This window comes from Aliisedimentitalea scapharcae (assembly GCF_045277565.1).
GTDB classification, from domain to species: Bacteria; Pseudomonadota; Alphaproteobacteria; order Rhodobacterales; family Rhodobacteraceae; genus Aliisedimentitalea; species Aliisedimentitalea scapharcae.
The window spans coordinates 2,451,046-2,473,286 of the sequence record NZ_CP123584.1; the positions used below are offsets into that span (position 1 = coordinate 2,451,046).

At 56.3% G+C, this 22,241-nt stretch carries 19 protein-coding genes, 1 tRNA gene and 2 pseudogenes; 9 read left to right on the forward strand and 13 right to left on the reverse strand.

The genetic code is table 11. The annotated features are described in order from the left end of the window. Window positions 1-47 precede the first annotated feature (47 nt). From proB to QEZ52_RS11645, 8 genes are all read right to left on the reverse strand, one after another. Entirely contained in the window at window positions 48-1,154 is a 1,107-nt protein-coding gene (gene proB / locus QEZ52_RS11610) for a glutamate 5-kinase (protein ID WP_406644516.1), read from the reverse strand. Then, complete coding sequence (gene obgE, locus QEZ52_RS11615) at window positions 1,142-2,176, reverse strand: GTPase Obg (RefSeq protein ID WP_406644517.1); 1,035 nt, start codon at window positions 2,174-2,176, stop codon at window positions 1,142-1,144. Before obgE ends, proB begins: the two co-directional genes overlap by 13 nt. Window positions 2,177-2,280: 104 nt before the next feature. Then, window positions 2,281-2,817 (reverse strand): GNAT family N-acetyltransferase, encoded by a 537-nt coding sequence (locus QEZ52_RS11620; protein ID WP_406644518.1) that lies wholly within the window; start codon window positions 2,815-2,817, stop codon window positions 2,281-2,283. Continuing rightward, entirely contained in the window at window positions 2,814-3,425 is a 612-nt protein-coding gene (locus QEZ52_RS11625; RefSeq protein WP_406644519.1) for a LysE family translocator, read from the reverse strand. The genes QEZ52_RS11620 and QEZ52_RS11625 overlap by 4 nt, the downstream gene beginning before the upstream one ends. A gap of 85 nt (window positions 3,426-3,510) precedes the next feature. Continuing rightward, complete coding sequence (rpmA, locus tag QEZ52_RS11630) at window positions 3,511-3,780, reverse strand: 50S ribosomal protein L27 (protein WP_074734607.1); 270 nt, start codon at window positions 3,778-3,780, stop codon at window positions 3,511-3,513. An 11-nt stretch (window positions 3,781-3,791) separates the two neighbouring features. Next, a complete protein-coding gene (rplU, locus tag QEZ52_RS11635) occupies window positions 3,792-4,340 on the reverse strand; it encodes a 50S ribosomal protein L21 (RefSeq protein WP_406644520.1) in 549 nt (182 codons plus the stop codon). 222 nt (window positions 4,341-4,562) lie between these two features. Next, window positions 4,563-5,393 (reverse strand): DUF2059 domain-containing protein, encoded by an 831-nt coding sequence (locus QEZ52_RS11640; RefSeq protein ID WP_406644521.1) that lies wholly within the window; start codon window positions 5,391-5,393, stop codon window positions 4,563-4,565. Then, complete coding sequence (locus tag QEZ52_RS11645; RefSeq protein ID WP_406644522.1) at window positions 5,393-6,256, reverse strand: DUF2059 domain-containing protein; 864 nt, start codon at window positions 6,254-6,256, stop codon at window positions 5,393-5,395. Before QEZ52_RS11645 ends, QEZ52_RS11640 begins: the two co-directional genes overlap by 1 nt. 122 nt (window positions 6,257-6,378) lie before the next feature. Here QEZ52_RS11645 and QEZ52_RS11650 point away from each other — a divergent pair. Next, window positions 6,379-6,468: transfer RNA gene (locus QEZ52_RS11650), tRNA-Ser, on the forward strand. A 270-nt stretch (window positions 6,469-6,738) separates the two neighbouring features. Here QEZ52_RS11650 and QEZ52_RS11655 read toward each other — a convergent pair. After that, window positions 6,739-6,843, reverse strand: a pseudogene (locus QEZ52_RS11655) (IS5/IS1182 family transposase); the annotation flags it as partial. A 273-nt stretch (window positions 6,844-7,116) separates the two neighbouring features. On the opposite strand from QEZ52_RS11655, the gene QEZ52_RS11660 reads away from it, so the two are divergent. Genes QEZ52_RS11660 through QEZ52_RS11675 form a run of 4 tightly spaced genes read left to right on the forward strand, consistent with a single transcriptional unit; the run spans window position 7,117 to window position 12,326 of the window. After that, on the forward strand, window positions 7,117-8,118 hold the full coding sequence (locus QEZ52_RS11660) for a glycosyltransferase family 2 protein (RefSeq protein ID WP_406644523.1): 1,002 nt from the start codon (window positions 7,117-7,119) through the stop codon (window positions 8,116-8,118). Window positions 8,119-8,132: 14 nt separating this feature from the next. Beyond that, a complete protein-coding gene (locus QEZ52_RS11665; protein ID WP_406644524.1) occupies window positions 8,133-9,131 on the forward strand; it encodes a lysylphosphatidylglycerol synthase transmembrane domain-containing protein in 999 nt (332 codons plus the stop codon). Next, a complete protein-coding gene (locus QEZ52_RS11670; RefSeq protein ID WP_406644525.1) occupies window positions 9,128-10,471 on the forward strand; it encodes an NAD(P)/FAD-dependent oxidoreductase in 1,344 nt (447 codons plus the stop codon). The genes QEZ52_RS11665 and QEZ52_RS11670 overlap by 4 nt, the downstream gene beginning before the upstream one ends. Further along, window positions 10,458-12,326 (forward strand): ArnT family glycosyltransferase, encoded by a 1,869-nt coding sequence (locus QEZ52_RS11675; RefSeq protein ID WP_406644526.1) that lies wholly within the window; start codon window positions 10,458-10,460, stop codon window positions 12,324-12,326. Before QEZ52_RS11670 ends, QEZ52_RS11675 begins: the two co-directional genes overlap by 14 nt. Before the next feature lie 245 nt (window positions 12,327-12,571). On the opposite strand, the gene QEZ52_RS11680 is transcribed toward QEZ52_RS11675, so the two are convergent. Beyond that, the gene (locus QEZ52_RS11680; RefSeq protein WP_406644527.1) at window positions 12,572-13,573 is read right to left on the reverse strand and encodes a helix-turn-helix domain-containing protein; all 1,002 of its coding nucleotides are present in this window, start codon (window positions 13,571-13,573) and stop codon (window positions 12,572-12,574) included. A gap of 161 nt (window positions 13,574-13,734) precedes the next feature. Between QEZ52_RS11680 and QEZ52_RS11685 the strand changes: the two genes are divergently transcribed. From QEZ52_RS11685 to QEZ52_RS11700, 4 genes are all read left to right on the forward strand, one after another. Then, on the forward strand, window positions 13,735-15,135 hold the full coding sequence (locus tag QEZ52_RS11685) for an amidohydrolase family protein (protein WP_406644528.1): 1,401 nt from the start codon (window positions 13,735-13,737) through the stop codon (window positions 15,133-15,135). A 102-nt stretch (window positions 15,136-15,237) separates the two neighbouring features. Beyond that, on the forward strand, window positions 15,238-16,560 hold the full coding sequence (locus QEZ52_RS11690) for an amidohydrolase family protein (protein WP_406644529.1): 1,323 nt from the start codon (window positions 15,238-15,240) through the stop codon (window positions 16,558-16,560). 10 nt (window positions 16,561-16,570) lie between these two features. Continuing rightward, complete coding sequence (locus QEZ52_RS11695; protein ID WP_406644530.1) at window positions 16,571-17,563, forward strand: metallophosphoesterase family protein; 993 nt, start codon at window positions 16,571-16,573, stop codon at window positions 17,561-17,563. A 76-nt stretch (window positions 17,564-17,639) separates the two neighbouring features. Further along, on the forward strand, window positions 17,640-18,863 hold the full coding sequence (locus QEZ52_RS11700) for a carbohydrate porin (RefSeq protein WP_406644531.1): 1,224 nt from the start codon (window positions 17,640-17,642) through the stop codon (window positions 18,861-18,863). 736 nt (window positions 18,864-19,599) lie between these two features. Here QEZ52_RS11700 and QEZ52_RS11705 read toward each other — a convergent pair. The 3 genes and pseudogenes from QEZ52_RS11705 to QEZ52_RS11715 all read right to left on the reverse strand — a co-directional run. Further along, window positions 19,600-19,915, reverse strand: a pseudogene (locus QEZ52_RS11705) (IS6 family transposase); the annotation flags it as partial. 105 nt (window positions 19,916-20,020) lie between these two features. After that, window positions 20,021-21,589, reverse strand: a complete 1,569-nt coding sequence (locus tag QEZ52_RS11710) for a serine hydrolase (protein ID WP_406644532.1) — start codon at window positions 21,587-21,589, stop codon at window positions 20,021-20,023. A gap of 52 nt (window positions 21,590-21,641) precedes the next feature. Beyond that, window positions 21,642-22,217 (reverse strand): SH3 domain-containing protein, encoded by a 576-nt coding sequence (locus QEZ52_RS11715; RefSeq protein WP_406644533.1) that lies wholly within the window; start codon window positions 22,215-22,217, stop codon window positions 21,642-21,644. Window positions 22,218-22,241 lie beyond the last annotated feature (24 nt).

Consider the following 22,241-nt stretch of genomic DNA (forward strand, 5'->3'; position numbering starts at 1 on the left):
GATGCCGCCAATGTCAACGGCTGGAATTCATCAGACAGACCCAGTGTTCAAAGTGCCATGTCATCGCGGTGGATCAAAGCAGCCCGGCCCGGATAGCCCAGCGTTTCTTCGATTTCCGAGGATTGGCGCCCTTTGATGGCCTGTGCCTCTTGTGCAGTATAGCGGCTGAGCCCCTGCCCCAGCATGTGCCCGTCCGGGCTGAGAATGGCCAGCGGTTCCCCGCGGCCAAAATCGCCCTCCACATGCGTGATCCCTGCCGGCAGCAGGCTTTTACCAGATTTCAGTGCCCGTGCTGCACCCGCATCCACTGTGATCGTGCCACGGGCCTTCATCGCGGCGATCCAGCGTTTGCGTGCAACATGCGGATCCTCATGGGCCGTAAACCACGTGCAGTTGGCACCATCGACAAGCGTTTTCAATGGGTTCAACGGCGATCCTTCGGTGATTACCATGGCACATCCCGACGCAGTCGCCATCTTGGCGGCCAGCAATTTGGTAATCATCCCGCCCTTGGACAATCCCGATACACCATCTCCAGCCATGGCTTCGATTTCCGGTGTGATCGTGTCAATCACGTCAAAGCGTTGCGCCAAAGGATCCAGAACGGGGTTGCCCGAATAAAACCCGTCGACATCCGATAACAGGACCAGTTGATCGGCGCCAACCGTCACCGCAACCTGCGCCGCCAAACGATCATTGTCTCCATAGCGGATTTCGTCCGTGGCGATCGTGTCGTTTTCATTGACAATGGGAACCACGCCAAGACCCAGCAAGGTTTCCAGAGTAGCGCGCGAATTCAAATACCGGCGCCGATTTTCGCTGTCCTCCAGCGTCACCAGAACCTGGGCAGTCTTGATTTTGTAAGGTGCCAGCGCTTCCTCGTAGGCGCGGGCCAGACGGATCTGTCCCACCGCAGCTGCGGCCTGGGACTGTTCCAATGGCAGCTCGGTGCGTGGCAGCCCCAACACGCCACGCCCCAGCGCGATCGACCCGGATGACACCAGGATCACATCCTTGCCCGCCTGTTTCAACCAGGCCACATCGGATGCCAGAGAATGCAGCCAACCTGCCTTGAGATCACCGCTGTCCCGATCTACCAGAAGGGCCGAACCGATCTTGATGACAACGCGGGCAGCCTCCTTCAGGGTTGCCAAGGCTTGGTCTCCTCCTGGGGTTTCAGTCGCAGCCGATCTTCGGTGATCTCTGAGCGCAAAGCCCGCAGCACCTCTGTCACGCCCAGGCGGCTGACGCCGGACATGGTCATGACCTTGTGGCCCGCTTCTTGCTCCAGCTCGGCCTTGGCAGCTTCCAGTTCGTCGTCATCCAGCGCATCGACCTTGTTCAAAACGGTCACGCGGGGCTTGTCGGCAAGATGACCGCCATAAGCTTCCAGTTCGCCGATGATCGTACGGTAATCGCCTGCAACATCTTCGGATGTACCATCCACCAGATGCAGCAAAACAGAACAGCGTTCGACATGCCCCAGGAACCGATCGCCAATACCGCGCCCTTCATGCGCACCGGCGATCAGGCCGGGAATATCAGCGATCACAAATTCCGCCCCATCCACGCCAACAACTCCCAGGTTCGGGTGCAAGGTGGTGAACGGATAATCCGCGATCTTGGGGCGTGCATTGGACGTCGCAGCCAGAAACGTCGATTTGCCCGCATTGGGCATCCCCAACAGCCCCGCGTCAGCAATCAGCTTCAATCGCAGCCAGATGGTGCGATCCACACCTTCCTGACCGGCATTGGCCCGGCGCGGTGCCTGGTTGGTTGCCGATTTGAAATGCAGGTTGCCAAAACCGCCATTGCCGCCTTTGGCCAGCAGGATCCGTTCACCAACCTCAGTCACATCGGCGATGACGGTTTCCTGGTCCTCGTCCAGAATCTCGGTGCCGACAGGAACCCGCAAGATGATATCATCACCATCCTTGCCTGTGCGCTGTTGCCCTCGTCCGGGTTGGCCGTTTTTGGCAAAGAAATGCTGTTGATAGCGAAAATCAATCAGCGTGTTCAGACCATCAACGGTTTCGATCCAGACCGATCCACCCTTGCCGCCGTCGCCGCCATCCGGCCCACCGTATTCAATGTATTTTTCGCGACGGAAACTGACACAGCCCCCACCACCGCCACCCGAGCGGATATAGACCTTGGCCAGATCGAGGAATTTCATGTCGGCTCCTTGCCCACCAGCCTGCGCCGCGGACCTTTTATCTTTGAGAGTGGCGGGAACACCCGCCTGCGCCTCACTTACCGCAAAGCGCAGGTCAGGCTCAATCACAGTTTTCGGCTATAGGTCCAGGTTGGCACAGTTGCATCGCGTGCAACCGAGAAACTTTCGGCATCGCCAAGGTATTTGAACCCGCAATGGGTCAGAACCCTGGCCGAGGCCGGATTGTCCTGAAAAACGCTGGCAAACATGGTGTCGTTCTTGAGCGGATTGGACCCGACCAGCAATTGCAACGCATCCGAAGCCAAGCCGGTATTCCAGAACGGCGGTGCCACCCAATAGCCGACTTCGGATTGATTCCGATCCATGCGTTTCAGACCAATGATCCCTTTCAGCTCCGCGCCTCCTTCGCGGGTACCGTCGATGACCCAAACGTCTTCGCTCCGGTCTTCGGCCATCGCACGCGCAACAAAGGCGTCGACGGCACCCGGCGGCAGCGGATGCGCGATTGACGTGGTCATGCGTGCAACCCGTTCGTCGCTGGCATAATGCGAGATCAGCCCGGTATCGGACTTTCGCACCGGGCGCAGAATAAAACGCTCGGCCTCCAGGACAGGTTGCGCAACGAGGTAATCCAAACTCATGGCTGTGTTCCTCCTCCGAACACGACAAAAGCAACGGACAGGACGGTCAAAGCCGCCAATGCCCACATCAGATATCTTTCCCAAATCGACCCCGCAACCACATGCGCAATGCGGTCGCCCGCATAGCACCACATAGGATGCAGGATCACCTGGCAGCCCAATAGCACTGCCGCAATTGTCAACGTCGCTTCGAATTGGGGCGTGCCCGGCGCGACGAAACCGGAAAACCCCGCGATGATCATACCCCAGGCTTTGGGGTTCAACGGATGCACGATCAGCCCGGCTAGGAACCCCGGTGCGGCGCTGTCGCTTTTTTGACCCGGCACCAGACGCAAGTTCGCGACCCTCCATGCCAGATAACAGATGTAGACAGCTGACACCCACTTCAAGAGTACGAACACCCCGGGGGCCTGATCTGCCAGCGCCATCAACCCAAATCCTACGGGCCAGATCACAAGCTGCTTACCCAGGGCAACCCCGGCCACAAACGGCAATGCCGCACGCAGCCCAAACCGGGCACCTGTCGCCATCAAAGCCATATTCGCCGGCCCAGGCGTTCCCACCTGCGACGCAGCAAAAAGGGCAAAACTGATGGCATGAACAGCCATGATGATCACAGATCCTCAAAACGAAAAGAGGGACCGGCGTTATCGCCGATCCCCCTGAATTTTTCACTAACCTTTCAGGTTCGGCTTATTCTGCGGCCTCCGCCACTGGCAGAACCGAAATGAAGGTGCGGTTTTTCAGTCCCTTGTGGAACTTTACGGCGCCATCGACAGTCGCAAAGATTGTGTGATCTTTGCCCATGCCTACGCCTTCGCCAGGCCAAAATTTGGTCCCGCGCTGACGCACGATGATGTTGCCCGGAATAGCGGCCTGACCGCCATACAGTTTCACGCCAAGGCGACGACCCGCAGAGTCGCGACCGTTACGGGAGGAACCACCAGCTTTTTTATGTGCCATTCTGTCTCTCCTTAGCCCTGAGCCAGCTCTTTAGCTTGCTCAACCCATTCGGGTTTGATCTTGATTGCTTCGATAGCAGCAATATCGTCTTCCGACAATGCCGCAATCTGAGCAAACGATGTGATGCCTGCGTCGTTCAGCTTGGTCACAGCAGCGGGACCGACACCGGTCAGCTTGGACAGGTCATCGCCTGCCGCAGCCGGAGCAGCAGCTTTTGCAGCCTTGGCAGGTGCTGCCTTGGTTGCGCCCGATGCCAGGATCTCGGTGATCTTGACCAGGGTCAGCTTCTGACGGTGACCGACAGTCCGCTTGGAGCTGTGCTTACGACGGCGTTTGACGAACTTGATGACCTTGTCACCTTTGATCTGATCGATCACTTCGGCCTGTACAGCAGCACCTTCGATGAAGGGCGCGCCAACAACCGGAGCGTCGCCGCCCAGCATAAGCACATCGTTGAATTGGATGGTTTCGCCAGCATCTGCAGCCAATTTTTCAACGCGGAGGATATCACCCGCCTGAACTTTGTACTGCTTGCCGCCAGTCTTGAGGACCGCAAACATTGCGTCTTTCCTTTTTCAACCGCGTTCTGTGGTCCCCGATTTACCGGGCGTTTGCGACCAGCCAATTACAGGGCTGGATCACCTCGAACAGCGCGCCCATTGTACAGGGCGGATTACATATGAAACCCGGCACAGAGACTCCGGGCCGGGATGCGGGCTTATGTCCCTCTCTGCGCGCCAAGTCAAGTGGGTTTATGAATGCCCCACAGGGCAACGGGTGCCTTACAGATCCTGTGTCTCCATCGCCCGTGCGGCGGCCGCGCCCAGATCCCGGTTGATTGCATTGTACAGCGTTTCAAATCCCGCGAACAAAACCCTGTTCAACGCCTGGCCCGAAGCGGTTTGGGAAAACGCCAGATATTGTTCCATTTCCGTGTCGCGCAGCGGATCATAGGCCAGCAACAGATAGGCATAGATCCAATCAGAGATACTGTGCTCTATCTCGTCTGCCTCGGCCCAGACATCGGCCAGAATATCATCTTCGGGCACGCCGTTACCGCCCTGACGGGCAAAACTGACCAGAAAATGATAATTGGCATTCAATGCCCCGGACACATTCAAGGCGACCAGATCGTTGACGGTGACAAATTCACGGATCACCACGTAGCGCGCATCCTTATCATGGGCCCGATCCGACAAATCCAGGATCAGTTGATCGGCCAGTTCGGTTTGGGCCATGATCTCGCGCGCATCATATTCCAGTGTCAGGATCCGTTGTCCCAGCGGTGTGCCAAAGAACGCCAGAATATCCTGCCGTTCCGATCTCGATAGCCCGGCCTCCAACGCATCGGCAACGGTGCTCACAATCCGATCGACATCGTAAATGGCCGCGACCTGTGATTGCCAGGTGCGTCCGCCCTGCCCGCCCATCATGTCCTGATCAATAGCCGCGCCATAGGCGATGCCCTCGGTCCGGAGCATCTCAGCCAATTCTGCCAGGCGCAGGCCGTCTGACAATGACCCGTTGTCCTGCTGCGCGCTCACCTGAAGGGATGTGCCCAGAAAACAGACGATCATAAATGTGGTTCGTACCCATCGAAACACTTTGCCCATCAGATGTCCTGCCCAGGGTGCAACTTCGCCATGCGAACAGCCAGAACCTCAAAGCGATTGGCCGTGACTTCGTATTGAACGGCATTCAGCAATTCATAGACCTTTTGCATCAATGGTTGCTCCAACGCTTTGACATAGGTTTCCAGATCCCTGTTGTCAAAATCGCGATAGGTATATGCGGATGCGGCCAACCCGCTTTCGGTCAGCGCGGCCTTCAGATCAGTTTCACTTTCTTTCATCAAGGCCCGCAACCCCTGTTCATCAATGCGCAATTCAATCACGCCCGCCGCGCTGGCAGTCAAAAGGAACCTGATCTGGATTTCCTGAAGGGCCCGCGCCCCGATGCCCGAAGCGTCAGTCGCACGAACCAATCGATGGAACAGTTGAAACCGCGTCGCGTCCTCTTGGGACTGCAACTCTTGTACAATCCGGGTACCTTCCGTCTGTCTGACGTCATCGGCATCATCCAGATGGGCCGCATTTTCCACGGCAACCAACCGTTGCCCCAGATCCGTTTCATAAAAGTCAACGGCATGACCCAGCATGTCATCATCGAGGGTCGCAATCAAAAATTCCACCGCCATCTGGTGCATGTCATCGACATCGAACACCTGCTTGGCCAAACGCGCCCAATCGGTTCCGAACTGACCCGGGTCCAATCCCAACATATCCGGCGCGCTTGCCGCGCTGAATTTGATCGACTCCAACGCCGTGTCAAACCCGGTCGTGACCAAAAACGCCTCTACCTTCTGCTTGTCAGCAGCCCGCGCCGGACCGGGAGAGCCCAGGGATGCAAGCAACAAAGTTACGATCAGGAACGGCACAAAAGCCGGGCGAAAAAGGCGCAGTACAGAATAAGTCATAGCAATAAGCCTAGGCGAAATTCGGGATCGGGCAATAAAAAACATGTTTCTTGAAAATAGTATGAATTCCGCCTTGCACCCCGCAGGTTTCCCCATTAAACGCCTGCCTCACAGACCCCCGCGGAGAGGTGCCGGAGTGGTCGAACGGGGCGGTCTCGAAAACCGTTGTGGGTGCAAGCCCACCCAGGGTTCGAATCCCTGTCTCTCCGCCATTATCCCCCTGATACCGTAAGACAATTATTGATTTTTGGGGCATAGTGTGCTTTTCGCCATTGTTGTTCTTTCGGCCAAGGGTGTCATATTGTGACCTCTTTTGGGCCTTCCGGCACTGCCAAGTATGCCCCTTTTGGGCATCTGTTCTGACAGCTTTGCGCCTTTTCCGCATGCGTTCAGGCAAACAATAAAGAGACCTTGCGTTTGCAGGATCCCGAACAGCACCTTCCCAATGTGACAGACATAAATGGTGACAGGCATAAATGGTGACAGGCATAAATGGCTGCGTCGCCGAAACGTTGTTGTCGACCGCGTTTGCTGCGCGGCGGCACCCAGGCCATATCCAGATCGAACCAGATCAACCGCGCTCCGCGCCATCTTACGCTGTCATCGCAGGACGACCAATCTGTGAGCTTTAAAATGTAGGAGCCCGCTTGCTCAGGCTGGCGTCCCGCAGCCAAGCCGCCAGGGCCATTCGTCCGACAAGGCCGAAACCGACCCATTGTTGCCGACATTGGAGAAAAAACCTGACTTTTGGGTGTTTTGGCAGCATCCGCGCACAATACCCGCCCCAAACCGAGGTTTTTCTTGCCCGATTTGTCTAAAAGCGTTGTTATTATGGAATTCTCGCCACCGGTAAAAAACTGATGTCTGAAGAACCCGACCCTTTTTCCACCCGGCCTCATATCTCGGTTGTTGTGCCGTGCTATAATGAAGAAGAGGTCATTGAGCAGACAATTGTTCAACTCGTGGCGTTTTCCCAGGCTTTGCCGAATAAAACGGTAGAGATCATCTTTGTCGATGATGGAAGCCAGGATCGCACACTCGATTGCCTCAAACATGCAGCCATGCGCCATCCCTTTATCCGGATTTTAACGTTCGCGCGAAACTTTGGGCATCAGATAGCGGTCACAGCCGGAATCGACGCCGCGTCGGGGGATGCGGTCGCCTTGATCGACGCTGATCTTCAGGATCCCCCCGAAGTGCTTTTGGAGATGATCACAAATTGGGAAGCCGGGTATGACGTCGTCTATGGTGTTCGGTCCACGCGCGAAGGCGAAAGCGCGTTCAAGATTTCAACGGCGCGGTGGTTCTACCGGATTCTGAACCGATTGTCCGAAACGCCCATTCCACTGGATACCGGGGATTTCCGGCTGATGGATCGTAAGGTCGTCGATGTGCTGTGCAACATGCCGGAACGGCATCGCTTTGTCCGAGGGCTGGTGGCCTGGGCCGGATATCGTCAGCTCGCCCTGCCTTATGACCGAAAAAAAAGGGCAGCGGGCACGTCGAAATACCCTTTGCGAAAAATGCTGCGCTTTGCGGCGGACGGCATTTTATCCTTTTCGTCAAAACCGCTGCAAATCGCCACAAATCTGGGCATTTTTTCGGCCAGCCTGGCCTTGATCGGGATCATCTATGCGCTGGTGTTGCGGATATCGACCAACATTTGGGTGGAAGGCTGGACCGCATTGATGATTGCGGTGTTGTTCTTTGGCGGGGTCCAGCTGATTTCACTTGGGATCATCGGCGAATACATCGGCCGGATCTACGAGGAAACCAAGGGGCGGCCTTTGTATATCGTACGTGAACGCATCGGCTTTGAAACCGAAGACGAGATGACCAAACCAAGCGTTGTTCGGGCGTGAGTGGGCGAAAGTTCATGCGCGCGGCCGTCGGGGTCGCTGTGTCTGGCCTGTTCTTCTGGCTGATCCTGAAGACGATCCCCCTGTCAGATCTGCTCGTTGCGGTGCGCGCTGCCGATGTCGGTTGGATCCTGATCAGTTTGGCTTTTTTCATCTTGGGCTATGCCTGCCGGATCTGGCGTTGGCGTCTGATGCTGGCCTCTTATAATCCGGAACTCGGCTGGGGGCGCTGTTCGGTGCCGTTCATGGCCTCGATTGCCGCCAACAATGTGCTGCCATTTCGTGCCGGTGACGCATTGCGCGCCGTCGCCTTTTCCGGGTGGCTTGGTGTGCCGACGGCCCGGGTTCTTGCGACGCTTTTGGCGGAACGGTTGATGGATCTTTTGTCGCTGCTCTTGGCGCTCGCGTTGACATTGACAGTCTTCAGCTTTGACGGCGGCAAACTCGATGCTCTTTTTGGGTGGAGCGCGTCCTTTTTTGTCCTGGTCACGGTTGCCGTGGCTCTGGTTCTTGTTTTTCCGGGTATTCTGCATCCTGTGGTCCGCTGGCTCGTCTCCAGATTATCCGGGCGTGCTCCGGCATTGGCGGCCAAGCTGGATGCGCAGGTCAATCACCTGTTCGAAACACTTAAAACGCTGGCCCAGCGGTCGCGCATGGTTGTCTTGTTGGCCTGGTCCTTTTTAGCCTGGAGCTTTGAGGCTTGTGTCTTTTATGCGGTTGCACGCGCGCTGCCTGACATCACGACACCGGCGGCGGCATGGTTTGCGATGCCGGTTGGAACATTGTCGACCTTGTTGCCATCAACACCGGGGTATATCGGGACGTTCCACTATTTTGTGATGGAGGCCGCCAGGTCGCTGGACAACCCGGAAATCGCAGCCGCCGCTTTTGCCGTTCTCGCACATCTCGCGCTTTATGTTCCCGCTACGTTGTGGGGGGGGCTCAGCTTTGGATACTGGGTTCTCACACGCGCCAATACCGGGCCCGCTTCCTCCGAAAAGGTCAGATCTCGATGAGACACCCAAATGGGGGCACGCCCCGACCCAGCACAACAATTGTCGGCGGCGGATTTGCCGGATTGTCCTGCGCCTATGACCTGGCCCGCCAGGGACATGACGTTGTCGTTTTGGAAGCGGACCAGACGGTTGGCGGGCTCGCGGGTGCCTTTGACACCAAAGGTGAGCGCCTGGATCGGTTTTATCATCATTGGTTCACCAACGATCTCGAAGTGATGACGCTGATCGACGAATTGGGACTGAGCGATCAGGTCATGACCAATCCAACCAATACCGGGGTTTTTTACGCGAATAAGATCTTCAAACTGTCCAACCCCATGGATTTGCTAAGGTTCACCGCCCTGCCCTTTCTGGACCGCATTCGGTTGGGTCTTTTGACGCTCAGGGCGCGCCGGGTAGAGGATTGGAGGGCATTGGAAGATGAAACAGCCGCAGACTGGCTGCGCAGACTGGGCGGGGATACCGTCTTTGATGTCGTCTGGAAGCCCCTGTTGGCCGGAAAATTCGGACCCTATGCCGAAACCGTGTCTGCCGTGTGGTTCTGGAACAAACTAAAACTGCGCGGCGGAAGCCGGGGCAAAGGGGGCGAAGAGCGGCTCGCCTATTTGAAGGGAAGTTTTTCACGCCTGGCCGAAGCAACCGCACAGGGCATCGTTCAGGCGGGCGGCACGGTGCGCACCGGATCGCCAGTAGAGCGGATCGAGCACATGGAACATGACCGTTGGAGGTGCTCTGGTCCCTGGGGAGATATGGAAAGCGACAATGTTGTTGTCACCACGGCGTTGCCGCTCATCGCCGATATGGTGCAGGACTGGGCCACGCCTGAATACCAACAGCAGTTGCGCGGCATAGACTACCTCGCAAATATTTGCCTTGTTCTTCGGCTCGACCGATCGCTTTCATCAACCTATTGGCTGAACGTGAACGACATGTCGTTTCCCTATGTTGGTGTCATTGAACACACGAATTTTGAAAGCGCCGATTCCTATGGCGGTGAACATATTGTCTATCTGTCGAAATACCTGCCGCACACAGATGCGCTGTATATGATGGAAGACAATGAGGTGATGGAGTTTTCAATTCCCCACCTGCAACGCATGTTCCCCGAATTCGACCGCGAATGGGTCCGCGATTTTCACGTCTGGCGGGCCCGCTGGTCACAGCCGGTTGTCGGCAAACATTATTCGCGTCTCATCCCGGACACAGACGGGCCTCGTCGGGGGTTGCACATCTGTTCCATGGCGCAGATCTATCCCGAAGACCGCGGCACCAATTACGCCATCCGAGAAGGTCGCAGGATGGCGGCAAAAATCCTGGACGTTGCCCATGCGCGAACCTGATGTCATCCTGCGGTGGCTGCCGGTTGTGTACGGTTTTGCAGCGCTGGGCGCGTTGATCGCCATTGCCGGCATCGGGATATGGCATACACCATTGGCACCGCTGGCCAATCACGGCGAATCTGCCGCGTTGCTCAGATCCCTACTGGCGCTGCCCATGCCGCTTGTATTTGCCATATGGGCCGGTTGCGATTGGCGCAGCAAACCATTTTGGATTGTCGCGCTTGTGGCGGGCAGCGCCATCGTTCTCAACGCCCCTTTGATCATTACAATGTTGTTGGCTTTGGCGATTGTTCTGGCGTTGGCAACGCTGGGCGTGCCGCTCGGCTCTGTGCCCCCTTCGTCGATTTCGTCCGCTTCCACGGTATCACCAGGGACACAGCTGGGCTGGGCCATCGGGCTGATCGCTCTGAGCGCCGCTTTGCGCCTGTCGGTGCTCGACGAGCCATTCGAACGCGACCTGATGGTCTATGCCATGGTCGCGCGGAGCTGGCTTGAAGGTCTTGACCTTTATGCCCAAGCTTGGGACCACAAACCCCCGGCGATCTACGTGGTTTATGCCGGGGCAATCGGCCTGCTGGGCCAAGGACCGCTTGCCATATGGGCGTTGGGGCTCATCGCGTTTGGGTGCACGCTTGTTGGAGTGAAATTGGCTGCCGACCGGCTGGCGGGGCCACGGGCCGGTTTGGCTGCCATGGCGGTCTGGTCTGTGTGCGGCAACGACGTATTGTTGCAGGCCAACCAACCCAATGTCGAAGTCTTCATGAATGCATGCCTCGTCTGGGCGCTTGTGCTTTTGCTGCCGACAGCAAAAAATCCAAATCGACCGCACAATGTTCTGGCGGCCGGGCTCATGTTTTTTCTGGCATCCGTGTTCAAACAGATTGCCGTCTTTCCGGCGGTTCTGGCCGCGGTGTGGCTGTTCTGGACAGGGATGACATCCGGGCCGGAAAAATCGGGCACCAAGGCAACGGCTGCCCTGAAATCCGTCGCTGTTCTGGCGATCCCCGGATTAATCGGGTGGGCTGTCATTTTTGTGGCTTTTTCTGCGGCTGGAACCTTTGATTCCTTTTTCTACGCTGCCTTCAGCTTTAACCAATCCTATTCCGGTTCCATTTTTGGCAACCTTGCCAGGGTTGTGTTTGCCGGCGTTGAACACCCCTATTATGTTGCCCTTTTCTTAACATTGTTCTTTTTGCATTGGACGACGGAAAAGGGACCAAATCGAAGCCTGCTTCTCTTGCTGTACGTCGGGAGCGCCATCATGGTGGCGGCACCGGGCAAACTTTTCCCCCATTACTATCAGCTTTTATTGCCACTTCTGGCCATCAGCACAGGTGTTTTCCTGACCCGGCACCTGCCCGGTGCCTCGCTGGTCAAATCGGTTCTGATTGCCCTGGCACCCATTTGGATCAGTTTTGGATATTTCACCTCGCCCGAACGGCTGGCGCTGGTGAAATATGACGCCCAGGACCACGGCGGAGCAGCTGTTGAAAGCCGCGAGGTCGGGCATTGGTTGGCGCAAAACACGACACCGGAAACGCGGGTTCTGCATTGGGGTGCAGAACCGGGTGTGTATTTTTGGTCAGGTCGCCCAACCCCGTATCGCCACAGTTACAATTACCCTCTCTTCGCCGGACCCCGCGCGCAGACCATGCTCAAAGCATTCCAAACCGATATCGCCTGTCGGCCGCCAGACATTGTTGTCATCACAATCGACCCGACCCGAGCAGAAGACCCGATCCGGGATATGCTGGCACAGAGCTATTCCCCCATGCCAACGCCCCTGCGGCTTGCGTTCTTTGAGATCTGGAGTGGCGAGATGGATCTATCCGCATGTCCCCAACAGTCTGAATAGATCGGCCAGATTGATGGCCATATAGGTGCCAAGACCTAATCCAGTAGCTTTCTGTACAGATTTCGCTCTGGATCGTGTCCTGTGCCTTGGGCGGGCACCCAAAACTAGTCAACTGGATCACCGATGCAAGCTGCCCATGCTTTTCGTCAGGATAGACCACTAATGGCCTCTGGGTGAGGTACGTTCTCCAGGCGTCCGGGTCTCGCCACCAGGTGGAAAATCTCCGGCGGGATTCAGCTCATAAATTATTGGACTTTAGCCTTAACTTTCCTTCTAAAATCGCTTGGAGATACGCCAGCCTGCGACTTGAAGAAGCGCGTAAAATGGGATTGGTCGGCGTATCCCAAGGATCGCCCGATCATACCTATCGTCTGTTGATTGTCGCTCAATGCGGCCTTTGCCAATTCAATCCGCAACTTCTTTAACTCTCGTGCGGCGGTGGTGTTTTGCATGCGCAGGGCCGCCTCCATCCGTTTTTTGTCCAGCCCCAGCTTTTGGGCGACGTCTTCTGCGCTGAGTTCCCTGTTCATCAGTAACGGACGGGCTGCGCTGCGCAGGGCCGCGACGATGGACAAATCCGGGTCTTTGGTCGACCCATTTTCATAGCCAATTGCCGTTTTGAGCCCGAGAGCGGCATGCAACCAAGCTGGAGGAAACTTGATTTCCAATCCGGTACCGTCGGTCTTTATCAACCTGATGCCCATGTGCCCGCGCGGCACAGCCTGTGGAAACGGAGTGTAGACCCGCACTTTCGCCGGATCCCATGCGTCACTCGTCGCGCCTTGGATGAGCCGCAGATACAATGCTGCGCCAAACCCTTCGATCTGAAGGGGTTGGTTTTGGGTTTTGACCAGCCGAGTCACCGAATAAGTCGCACAGTCCGCTTCGATGGTCAGCGCATGCCTGACCGAACTGGACTCTCGCGGGACTTGCATCATTAGGCTGCACAGGAATTCGCCCACGGTCCGTGAATTGCGACCGGCCTCGGCAATGGGCGGCCAATTGGCAAAATCAAACTGTTCTGCAACGTGGCAGCCGAAATAGGGATCGCCCACCAGAACCGCCAGGTCATTGACCAAACCATAAACGACTTCTGCATGGACCGCCATTTTGGGGTCGCGCAGCATGTCCTTGCTGAGCCCCAAACTTTCGAACGCCGGGCGAACATCCACGTGCTGGTTTTCGGCATGTTGAACAAAGGGCATAACCAGCGCTAGGCGGATAAATCCGTCGGTTGAAAGGGGCATGACCAGACCTTGGTTGTTTCGACTCTCCACAGTATTGCAGATTCAGACCCAAGGTGTAGGCCAGTTTTGCCAAATATTCTTTTTATTGCATTCGAAAGTGGCCAACATGTGGTTCAGAGCTGGGGTAAACTTCCTGCATTAAGATCAACTTGGAGGTTAACATGATTCGCAGATTCGCCAATTTCACCTGCGCAGTGGCGCTGTCATTCACCGCCATAGCGGCGCAGGCCGAAGATGCCCCCAGGCAAGTGCTGTTCACCAACGTCAACATTTTTAATGGCGTCGACGGCGAGCTGATGGAGAACGGTTCGGTTCTGGTCGAAGGTAACCTGATCAAGACTGTGTCCGCCGATCCGATCGAGGCGCCAGACGCGTTTACCGTCGATGGTGAGGGCCGCACCCTAATGCCCGGGTTGATCGATATGCATTCGCATCTGTGTCTGCGCGATGGCATTCCCTGGGCTCGGACCGACTATGATCAGATGCTTGCGGGTGCCTACACGGCCCATGTCTTGCTCGAATATCTGGATCAGGGGTTCACCACAGCGCGAGACACGGGGTGCAACATACTGGGGGTCGCCAAAGGTGTGAACAAAGGCGTTATTCCCGGGCCGCGTCTTTTCCCCAGCGGCGGTGTCTTAAGCCAGACCGGCGGGCACGGCGACATCGGGTTTTTTAATGACCGACCGGGCGATATGGACGATCTCGAACGGCACGGCTGGGGTTATATCGTCGATGGGGTGACCGAGGCCCGGCGCTCTGCCCGGCATAATTTCCGTGGCGGTGCCACGCAGATCAAGGTGATGGCCGGTGGCGGCGTCGCCAGTGAATTTGATCCGCTTCACATGACGCAGATGTCCGTCGAAGAGATGGAGGCCATTGTCGAAGTTGCCAAAGACTATGGAAGCTATGTTACGGTGCATGCCTATCACGACCGGTCCGTCAACCGGGCCATCGATGCCGGTGTTCGAACCATCGAACACAATTTTCTTGTTTCCGAAGAAACGATTATCCGGATGAAGGATGAGGGCGTTGCCCTTTCGGTTCAGGCGGTGATGTCGCTCCAGGCGTTTGGCAATCCCGAGGAAATCACCTTCTTTAGTGCGGACCAAAAGGCCAAGGCATCCCAGGTAAATTCCGGTGCCCGTCAGATGATGGAATGGGCGGTCAAGCATGACCTGATCATGGTGACTGGAGGCGACATGTTCGGCCCTGATGTTGGGCGCCAGGCCGACAACATCATCTGGTTCAACGATGAAATTGCCAAGAACCCTTACCTGTCGCTCAAAACGGCAACCGGCAACGCAGGCGAAGTTCTGACCTGGTCGGGAGGCATGAACCCCTACAAGGAAGGCACATTGGGAACGATTGCCGAAGGTGGCTATGCCGACATCATCTTGATCGACGGCAATCCTCTTGAGGATATCCATGCCCTGAAGCGCGGAAATGTAGATTTTGTCATGAAAGATGGACAGGTCTATAAAAACTGGCTGCCAGATGAGAATGCGCCACAGTTCATTCCGGCAGGCCCGGAACGCGACGCCTATTTCGGGAACCTCTAACGCTCGACTGTGGACCGGCGGGATAACCCGCCGGGCTTCACGCGCGGGGCGGTTCATTTACCTCGGCCGCTCTGCGCCTATTTTTGATCCGGGACCATTCTCATGAAAGCGTTCGTCAGCACCATTGCTTCTGTTTTTCTGGCAACTTCGGCCCTGGCCGAGGACGTCAAACGCACCCTGTTCACCAATGTCCATGTCTGGGACGGAACCAGCGAAACGCGGCTTGAGAATGCCCAGGTTTTAGTGGAAGGCCGCCTGATCACCAAGGTTGCCGCCGATCCGATCCCCGCCGAAGATGCTAGGGTGATCGACGGGCAAGGCAGCACATTGATGCCCGGCTTGATCGATATGCATACCCACGTGATGTTCAAATACGGGGTCAATCCGTCCCGTCCCGACGTGGATCATGCCGCTGCCGGGGCGATGGCGCTGGAGACGCTGCAACTGTATCAGCGAATGGGGTATACCACGCTGCGCGATGTGGGAGGCAACAGCCTCGGCCTGGCCCGTGTGATCGCGCGCGGTTGGGTGGATGCGCCGCGGCTCTATTCCTCGGGCACACAGATCAGCGGCATTTCTGGCCACGCCGATCTGGGCACATTGAACGAGGCACCGGGCACGGATGTGTTCGCCAAACGCGGCGACGGTTGGGGCATTGTCGGTGACGACGCGGTGCGGGCCGCTGTGCTGACCAACCTGCGGGGCGGGGCCACTCATATCAAGGTAATGCCGGGGGGTGGTGTGGCGTCGGATTTCGACCCGCTCGAAAGCACCTCGATGACCGAGGGCGAACTGCGCGCAGCCGTTGAAACAGCCGATGATTACCTGACCTATGTCTGTGCCCATGCGTACAATGACAAGTCGATCAACCGGTTTCTGGATGCTGGCGGGCGCTGCATCGAACACGGCTTCCTGATTGAGGAGGACACGATCAAGCGCATGAAGGAGCTAGGCGCTGTAATGTCGCTTCAGGCCTATGCCGCCTATGAGGTGTTCAGCGACCCCGACAACATTCCCGGGTTCTCCGCTGAAAATGCCCGCAAAGGTCGGCAAGTCCATGAAGGAGCCGACAGGATGATGCGCTGGATCAAAGAGTATAAGATCGACGCCTTTGGGGGATCCGATTTGTGGCCCGTAGACCAGCTGGCGGTGGTGCCACAGGATCTGGTGGTTCGCCAGCGCTGGTTTGATGATGTGGAAATTCTGCGGCAGAACACGTCGCATGCCGCGCGCTGGTTGGCAAAATCGGGGCCCAAAAACCCCTACAAGGATGGCCCGTTGGGCGTCATTGAACAGGGGGCGTATGCGGATCTGATAATCGTTCGGGGTGATCCCACTCAAGACGTGTCGATCCTGGTTGACTACGATGCCAACATTCCGCTGATCATGCGCGATGGGGTGATCAAAAAGAACACTTTGGATTGAGGGCGTTTCGTTGAAGAGCCTACTTTTCGCTTCTACCCTCGCCGTGATGCTGCCCTCCCTTGGGGCCGCCGACGGCAGTGATCCCAAGCCATGGACTCATCAAAACTTTGACGCCGATCCCGGCAAATTTACCTTTGCGATCCACGCCGATCTAACCGGCGGCGAAAGACCCGGAATTTTTGCAACGGCCATGGCGCAGCTCAACCTGTTGCGTCCCGATTTTGTCATCAGCGTCGGGGATTTGATTGAAGGCGGTGAAATCCAGCGAGACCAGTTCGAGGCAGAATGGGAGGCCTACGACAATCGGGTTCGCAGCTTCCCTGGGCCCATCTTTTATGTGGGCGGAAATCATGACCTTTCGACAGACCTGTCGCGCGAAGTCTGGGCAGAACGTTATGGCCCTACTTATTATCATTTTCGCTACAAGAATGTGCTGTTTCTGGTTCTGGACACCGAAGACACGTCACCCGCCGACCGCGTTGAGATTGCCAAGGCACGCGCAAAAGCCATCATGATCTATCAGTCAGACGGCCCTGAAGCCTTTGCACAAACCGAATATGCCAACCTCGCGCACCGCACCGCTGGAACAATTGGTGATGACCAAAGAAACTATTTTCTAGAGGCGATTGAACACAACACCGATGTGCGCTGGACATTTCTGTTCCTGCACAAACCCGCATGGCAACACCGCGTCAAAACGCCGTTTGCGTCCATCGAGGCCGCGCTCTCAGAACGTCCCTACACGGTGTTCAATGGCCACGTGCAGGCCTATGGCCACGAGGTGCGTAACGGGCGCGACTATGTTCAACTTGCCACCACAGGCGGCGAACAGTTTCCTGATCTGGGTCTGTCGGAAGACCACGTTACTTTGGTGACCATGACGAACACTGGCCCAAATATCGCCAACCTGATGCTGTCAGGTATCCGCGACAAAACCGGGGCAATCCCACGAGACGGTGGCGATCTGTGTTTTTCGGTTGAACGGTGCGGAGATGATCAGTGAGGAAGCCTGCTCTGCACCAACAACAAGGAAACCGCTCACTATGTTGAACACCTCACTTTACGGAAAAGGACCAAAAATGAGCTTTCTGGGAAAGAAATACAGCGATGCAACCGGGTTGGTCGTCGCGTTTCTTTTGGTGTCATGGCTGGCCTTGTGTCCCGATGCCGCTATGGCTCAAAGTGGTGGACTTAGTGGCCCGTCTTCGGTCACTTCCGACCTCGAAGGAGACGGATTGACAGATCCACAACTGCGAAGCAATTTCCCCCGCAATCTCGCTCCGGGTTGGTTCGCTTGGAAAGACGGCTTGGCCGAGCGGGGGTTCAAATTCAACATCGACTATTTTGCCCTTGGGCAGTCTTCAAACTCAAATCTTGGCGCGGGCGAGGCCAGCAGCGGCATCGCGCGGTTTTATGGCGCTTGGCAAGCGACCGAGCTGGGCTCGCTCACCTTCAAATTAGAACACCGCCACGCCTACGGCGCAGTGGCTCCGCAATTTCTGGGTCTCGATGGTGGCGCACTGTCCATTACCGGCACGGGATTCAACGACAACGGCACAATGCTGACCAACCTATTCTGGACCCAGCGCGCAGCGGACGGGTCGTGGACTGTGCAGGTGGGGCAGATTGACGTAACAGATTTTGTCGACGTGTATGGATTGGTCAGCCCCTGGACATCATTTCAGAACCTCGCTTTTAACACCAATCCGACGATCAACGCGCCCAATCCGGGACTGGGGATAGCTGGAGGCGTGAAGCTGGGCGCAAACTTCTATGCCATCGGCAGCATCGCTGATGCCAATGCAGACCCAACCAGCCCGGATTTTGACGTGTTCAGTGATGGCAATCTCTTCAAGAGTCTCGAAATCGGCTATACCAGCGGCTTTGACAGGATCTATTTCGACAACATTCATCTGACCCTGTGGCATGCGGACGCCGCCGCCGATGGCAGTCGCCCCGAAGATTACGGAGCGGCATTTTCCGCCGCGTGGTTCATCAACAACCAATGGATGCCTTTCATACGTGCCGGCAAGGCCAAAGGCACCGCCGCTCTGTATGAAAAATCCGTGTCCGCCGGTATCGGGTATTTTGCACGCAACACGGATCTTGTTGGGCTGGGCCTGAACTGGGCCGAAGCCCGAGGCATTGCGGGTAGCCAGGCCACCGCCGAGTTGTTCTACCGGTTCTCGATCTCGCCGGGATTACAGATCACCCCATCTATCCAATTCATCAACAACCCCCTTATGAGCCCAGGTCAAAGCAGCATCACAATCGCAGGGCTCCGCGCCAGGATCGTGTTCTGAACTGACACCAATCAATTGACGAGTTCATTTTGACAAAACAGGCGAACCAACTCACCGCTCTGCGCACGCCCCACCAAAGACCACCAGGGGTTAAGGCCGGGCTGTGGGCCCCTCACACATGAACGATAGGAGCGGGCCGAATTGGAACTGCGCCGGTCGCGGTCTGGTCGCCTCCATGACGTGCCTGCTGATCATTGCGGACCAAAGCTGTGGGCAAGAGACGACGTTATGGCGTGCGCTTATGGTTTGCACACGTCTCTTACGTCCCATGAACTCTTTCGTTCCATGAAAATGAGCCGATCAGACTCAGCGAGGATAACCACTCAGGCACCTCTTCCATGTGGGCAATCGGTTGATGTGAACCTGGCGGCTCAAGTCTTAAAAATGATGGTATGACACTTTGGGCAGTGTATCGCGGGATCAGTCCCGCTTTGGCCACACGCCTGGTTGAGTGTGACAACATCCACTCCGTCCAAACCCAAGTCAGTGCGCAGCGGAGTACCCGAATGAAGCCCATAAACCTGAAAACGAGGAAATACCCAGACTCTTCTATGATTTATGACATTCAACGTCATCTAGGCCAATCAGAGAAGAAGTGGTGGGTGGCGGAGGGAACGGGACTGGCGTCGAACCTTCTCTGCTACGTAAGCCATTGAATTTATTATACCGACTTGTGGGTTAAAATCCCACTTGCTGCAAACGCGACTGAAATCCAACTCGTACATTCAGCCACCCCCTGGCCATCGTTATCCTTTGCCCACCAACGGTAGTCGCCTCGCCCCTGATCTTCACAAAACCTCGTCCCAGTGCCACTGCCAATTCGAGTATGCACGGATACGGCTGACCCGGCTTCGTCGGAATTCAGCGGCGAACATCGGGCCAAATCTGTTCCACCAGTACCGCTCCGTTTCGTGGCTGATTTCGAGACCGCGTTCGTTCAAAAGATATTCGATCTTCCGAAGCGAAAGAGGAAAGTGGACATACACCATTACCGCCAGGCGGATGATTTCCGGACTTGTCTTGAAATAGAGAAATGGACTGCATTTTGTCATCCGGCGAGGATACGAAACCGCCTGGCGCGGCCCAAGCCAATTTTGTCTGACAAGCCGCGGAAAGGGACCCAAAGGGGCGGCCCCCGCCGATCCGCAAGGCCGAGCTTATTGCTTCAGTGCAAAAAGCAACTGGCCAAACTTTTCGTCCTGTACCGCAAAGACGAGGAGCGTCCCGTCCTCAGCAATTGATGCCCCGCCTGCGGCAAAGAGCCATTGGATAAAGGTCTCCGATAACGACTCTGGCGGACATGCGGCAAGCGTTGTCGGCCCGGCCTCGATCGTCAATTTTTGGTTCTCCAGGCTCCAATCGCCCAAGACGCGGTTACAGTCAGCTTGGGCCGCGAAACTGCCGGCCGCATCGAATGCAATCGTGTAGTCTTCAGGATTGGCAGGTTGGAGAGGATCTCCGTCACCTGACTGGATAGAGACAAGCTGCCATTCCGAGCCTGTCATTTTGCCTATCAATTCCGCCTCCAGAGCGGCTGACGGGTCGGGAAGAACGCCCGTATTCATAAGAGCTTTGGATACAGCACTCACCCCGATCACCATGATATTGTTTGCGCTTGACGCCCACCCGACCATCGAAAGGCTGGGCTCTTCAAAGAATGCAATGTCGCTTTCAAAGCCAAGGGTCTGTCCGCCGTGACCCCACACTCCCTCTGCCTTTTGCGCAAGGCCGATGCCGTAGTTCGGAATTGTCCCGCTGCTGGTCGTTACCGTTTCCTGCATCTCAGCTAAGCTCGTCTCTAACGCGAAGAGATTACCGGCGAGCAAAGCTTCAATGAATACATGCATGTCATCGGCCGTCGAGACAACCGCACCCGCTGCGGCACCTTGGGACATGTTCCAATCTGTCGTTTCAATATCGAAGGGTGCACCGAAATAGGCGCGAGGAAGTCCAAGCTCTGGGCCGGGAACTCCGTCCACATAGCTGGTGTCCTTCAGCCCAAGCGGTTCGAAGATGCGCGCGTCAAAGCTCTGCCCTAGCGGACGTCCTTCAATCTTTTCAATAACGAGCCCAAGCAAGATGTACCCAGTGTTGCTATAGGCCCATTGCCCCTCAGCACCGGGAAAAAACGTCGGTTGGCCGTGTTCTGCTGCGAATGCGACGAGTTCCTCCATGGTATATCCGCGACGCAGCGCATCGGGATCTGCCAGATCACCCTCCATGATACCAGGAGTACCGTCGGGTGCATTGTCGGTATAGCTGAAGACGCCAGCCGTATGGTTTGCAAGTTGCCGAAGAGTAAGGAGATCACCGTTTGGGAGCGCTTCCGCGAACCCGGGTAAATGTCGAGATAACAGGTCATCGAGTGTGAGGACCCCCTCTTCCTTCAACTGCATCAGCACGGTAGCGGTAATCATTTTGGTATTGCTGCCGATCTGGAACGGCGTGTCGCAAGACATCGGTGAGACGTGGTCAGGATCAGCCGTCCCAGCGGAGCGGGCATAACGCCAATCCGCACTTCTGACGGACAGGACACCGCCCGGTGCGTATCCTACGATCGAAGCAAGCCCTGATGCGGGGTCCACCATTTTTGTGAGTACCGCATCGAGTTCAGCTCCAACGTTGCTCGGAACGTTGTGCTCCGCATCACACGAAACAATTACCTGAGCTCCAGCCTGCCCGGTAAACAAAACCAGACCGGCGATTATCAGACCAGACTTAAGCATTATCGTTATCCCACCTTGTCTTATTGAACTCTTAGTAGAGAATTGACCAGATTCACTTTAGGTATCTCGCATTAACCCAGCCGCGTTCGCGCATGTCAGTCATCATCTCAATCTCACACCAGCGAGAATTGCCTTGCATCTGGCATCTCAGTCGGCGCACCCGGTCGCCGTTGCCCAGTCTACCGACAACCCGGTAATTCGTGCTTGGCCCGCTGCGCACGTTCAGCAAATCGCCCGCAGACACGCCGTTAACGCGCATCACGTCGGCTCCGGAGTTACTTTGTCTGGTGTGGCCTGGCAGATAGGCGTTCTGTACGCGGCCTTCTACGAAAAATCTGATCATTCGGTTTCCGTCGGGCGCGTAAGAACAGGCAAAGCTTTCCATCCGGGTTTCAAGATAGATGTTGCCGTTGATCGCATAGGAGCCATCAACACGTCGGCCGTTATACTTCATCTCAGTCTGGGCCCCGTAGTTGCGGAAATAGCCCTGCGCAGCGTGTGCGCATTCACCAAGCATCAAACCTTGGGATTGCGCCTGTGCGGGGGATCCAGCGGCACCTGCAACCGCAAGGCAGGCCACAAGTATCACGTGGGAAATGTGACGAAAGGATAAGAAAGTTTGAAACATGATCAGTGTCTCCTGAATGTTAGT

Bases quoted from the DNA above. Each gene is read 5' to 3' on its own strand.
- QEZ52_RS11710 (WP_406644532.1), bottom strand. From the start codon at position 21,589: ATGCTTAAGTCTGGTCTGATAATCGCCGGTCTGGTTTTGTTTACCGGG.
- obgE (WP_406644517.1), bottom strand. From the start codon at position 2,176: ATGAAATTCCTCGATCTGGCCAAGGTCTATATCCGCTCGGGTGGCGGT.
- QEZ52_RS11675 (WP_406644526.1), top strand. From the start codon at position 10,458: ATGCGCGAACCTGATGTCATCCTGCGGTGGCTGCCGGTTGTGTACGGT.
- QEZ52_RS11645 (WP_406644522.1), bottom strand. From the start codon at position 6,256: ATGACTTATTCTGTACTGCGCCTTTTTCGCCCGGCTTTTGTGCCGTTC.
- QEZ52_RS11715 (WP_406644533.1), bottom strand. From the start codon at position 22,217: ATGTTTCAAACTTTCTTATCCTTTCGTCACATTTCCCACGTGATACTT.
- QEZ52_RS11625 (WP_406644519.1), bottom strand. From the start codon at position 3,425: ATGGCTGTTCATGCCATCAGTTTTGCCCTTTTTGCTGCGTCGCAGGTG.
- QEZ52_RS11690 (WP_406644529.1), top strand. From the start codon at position 15,238: ATGAAAGCGTTCGTCAGCACCATTGCTTCTGTTTTTCTGGCAACTTCG.
- QEZ52_RS11670 (WP_406644525.1), top strand. From the start codon at position 9,128: ATGAGACACCCAAATGGGGGCACGCCCCGACCCAGCACAACAATTGTC.
- rpmA (WP_074734607.1), bottom strand. From the start codon at position 3,780: ATGGCACATAAAAAAGCTGGTGGTTCCTCCCGTAACGGTCGCGACTCT.
- QEZ52_RS11620 (WP_406644518.1), bottom strand. From the start codon at position 2,817: ATGAGTTTGGATTACCTCGTTGCGCAACCTGTCCTGGAGGCCGAGCGT.
- QEZ52_RS11700 (WP_406644531.1), top strand. From the start codon at position 17,640: ATGAGCTTTCTGGGAAAGAAATACAGCGATGCAACCGGGTTGGTCGTC.
- QEZ52_RS11685 (WP_406644528.1), top strand. From the start codon at position 13,735: ATGATTCGCAGATTCGCCAATTTCACCTGCGCAGTGGCGCTGTCATTC.
- rplU (WP_406644520.1), bottom strand. From the start codon at position 4,340: ATGTTTGCGGTCCTCAAGACTGGCGGCAAGCAGTACAAAGTTCAGGCG.
- QEZ52_RS11680 (WP_406644527.1), bottom strand. From the start codon at position 13,573: ATGCCCCTTTCAACCGACGGATTTATCCGCCTAGCGCTGGTTATGCCC.
- QEZ52_RS11660 (WP_406644523.1), top strand. From the start codon at position 7,117: ATGTCTGAAGAACCCGACCCTTTTTCCACCCGGCCTCATATCTCGGTT.
- QEZ52_RS11640 (WP_406644521.1), bottom strand. From the start codon at position 5,393: ATGGGCAAAGTGTTTCGATGGGTACGAACCACATTTATGATCGTCTGT.
- QEZ52_RS11665 (WP_406644524.1), top strand. From the start codon at position 8,133: ATGCGCGCGGCCGTCGGGGTCGCTGTGTCTGGCCTGTTCTTCTGGCTG.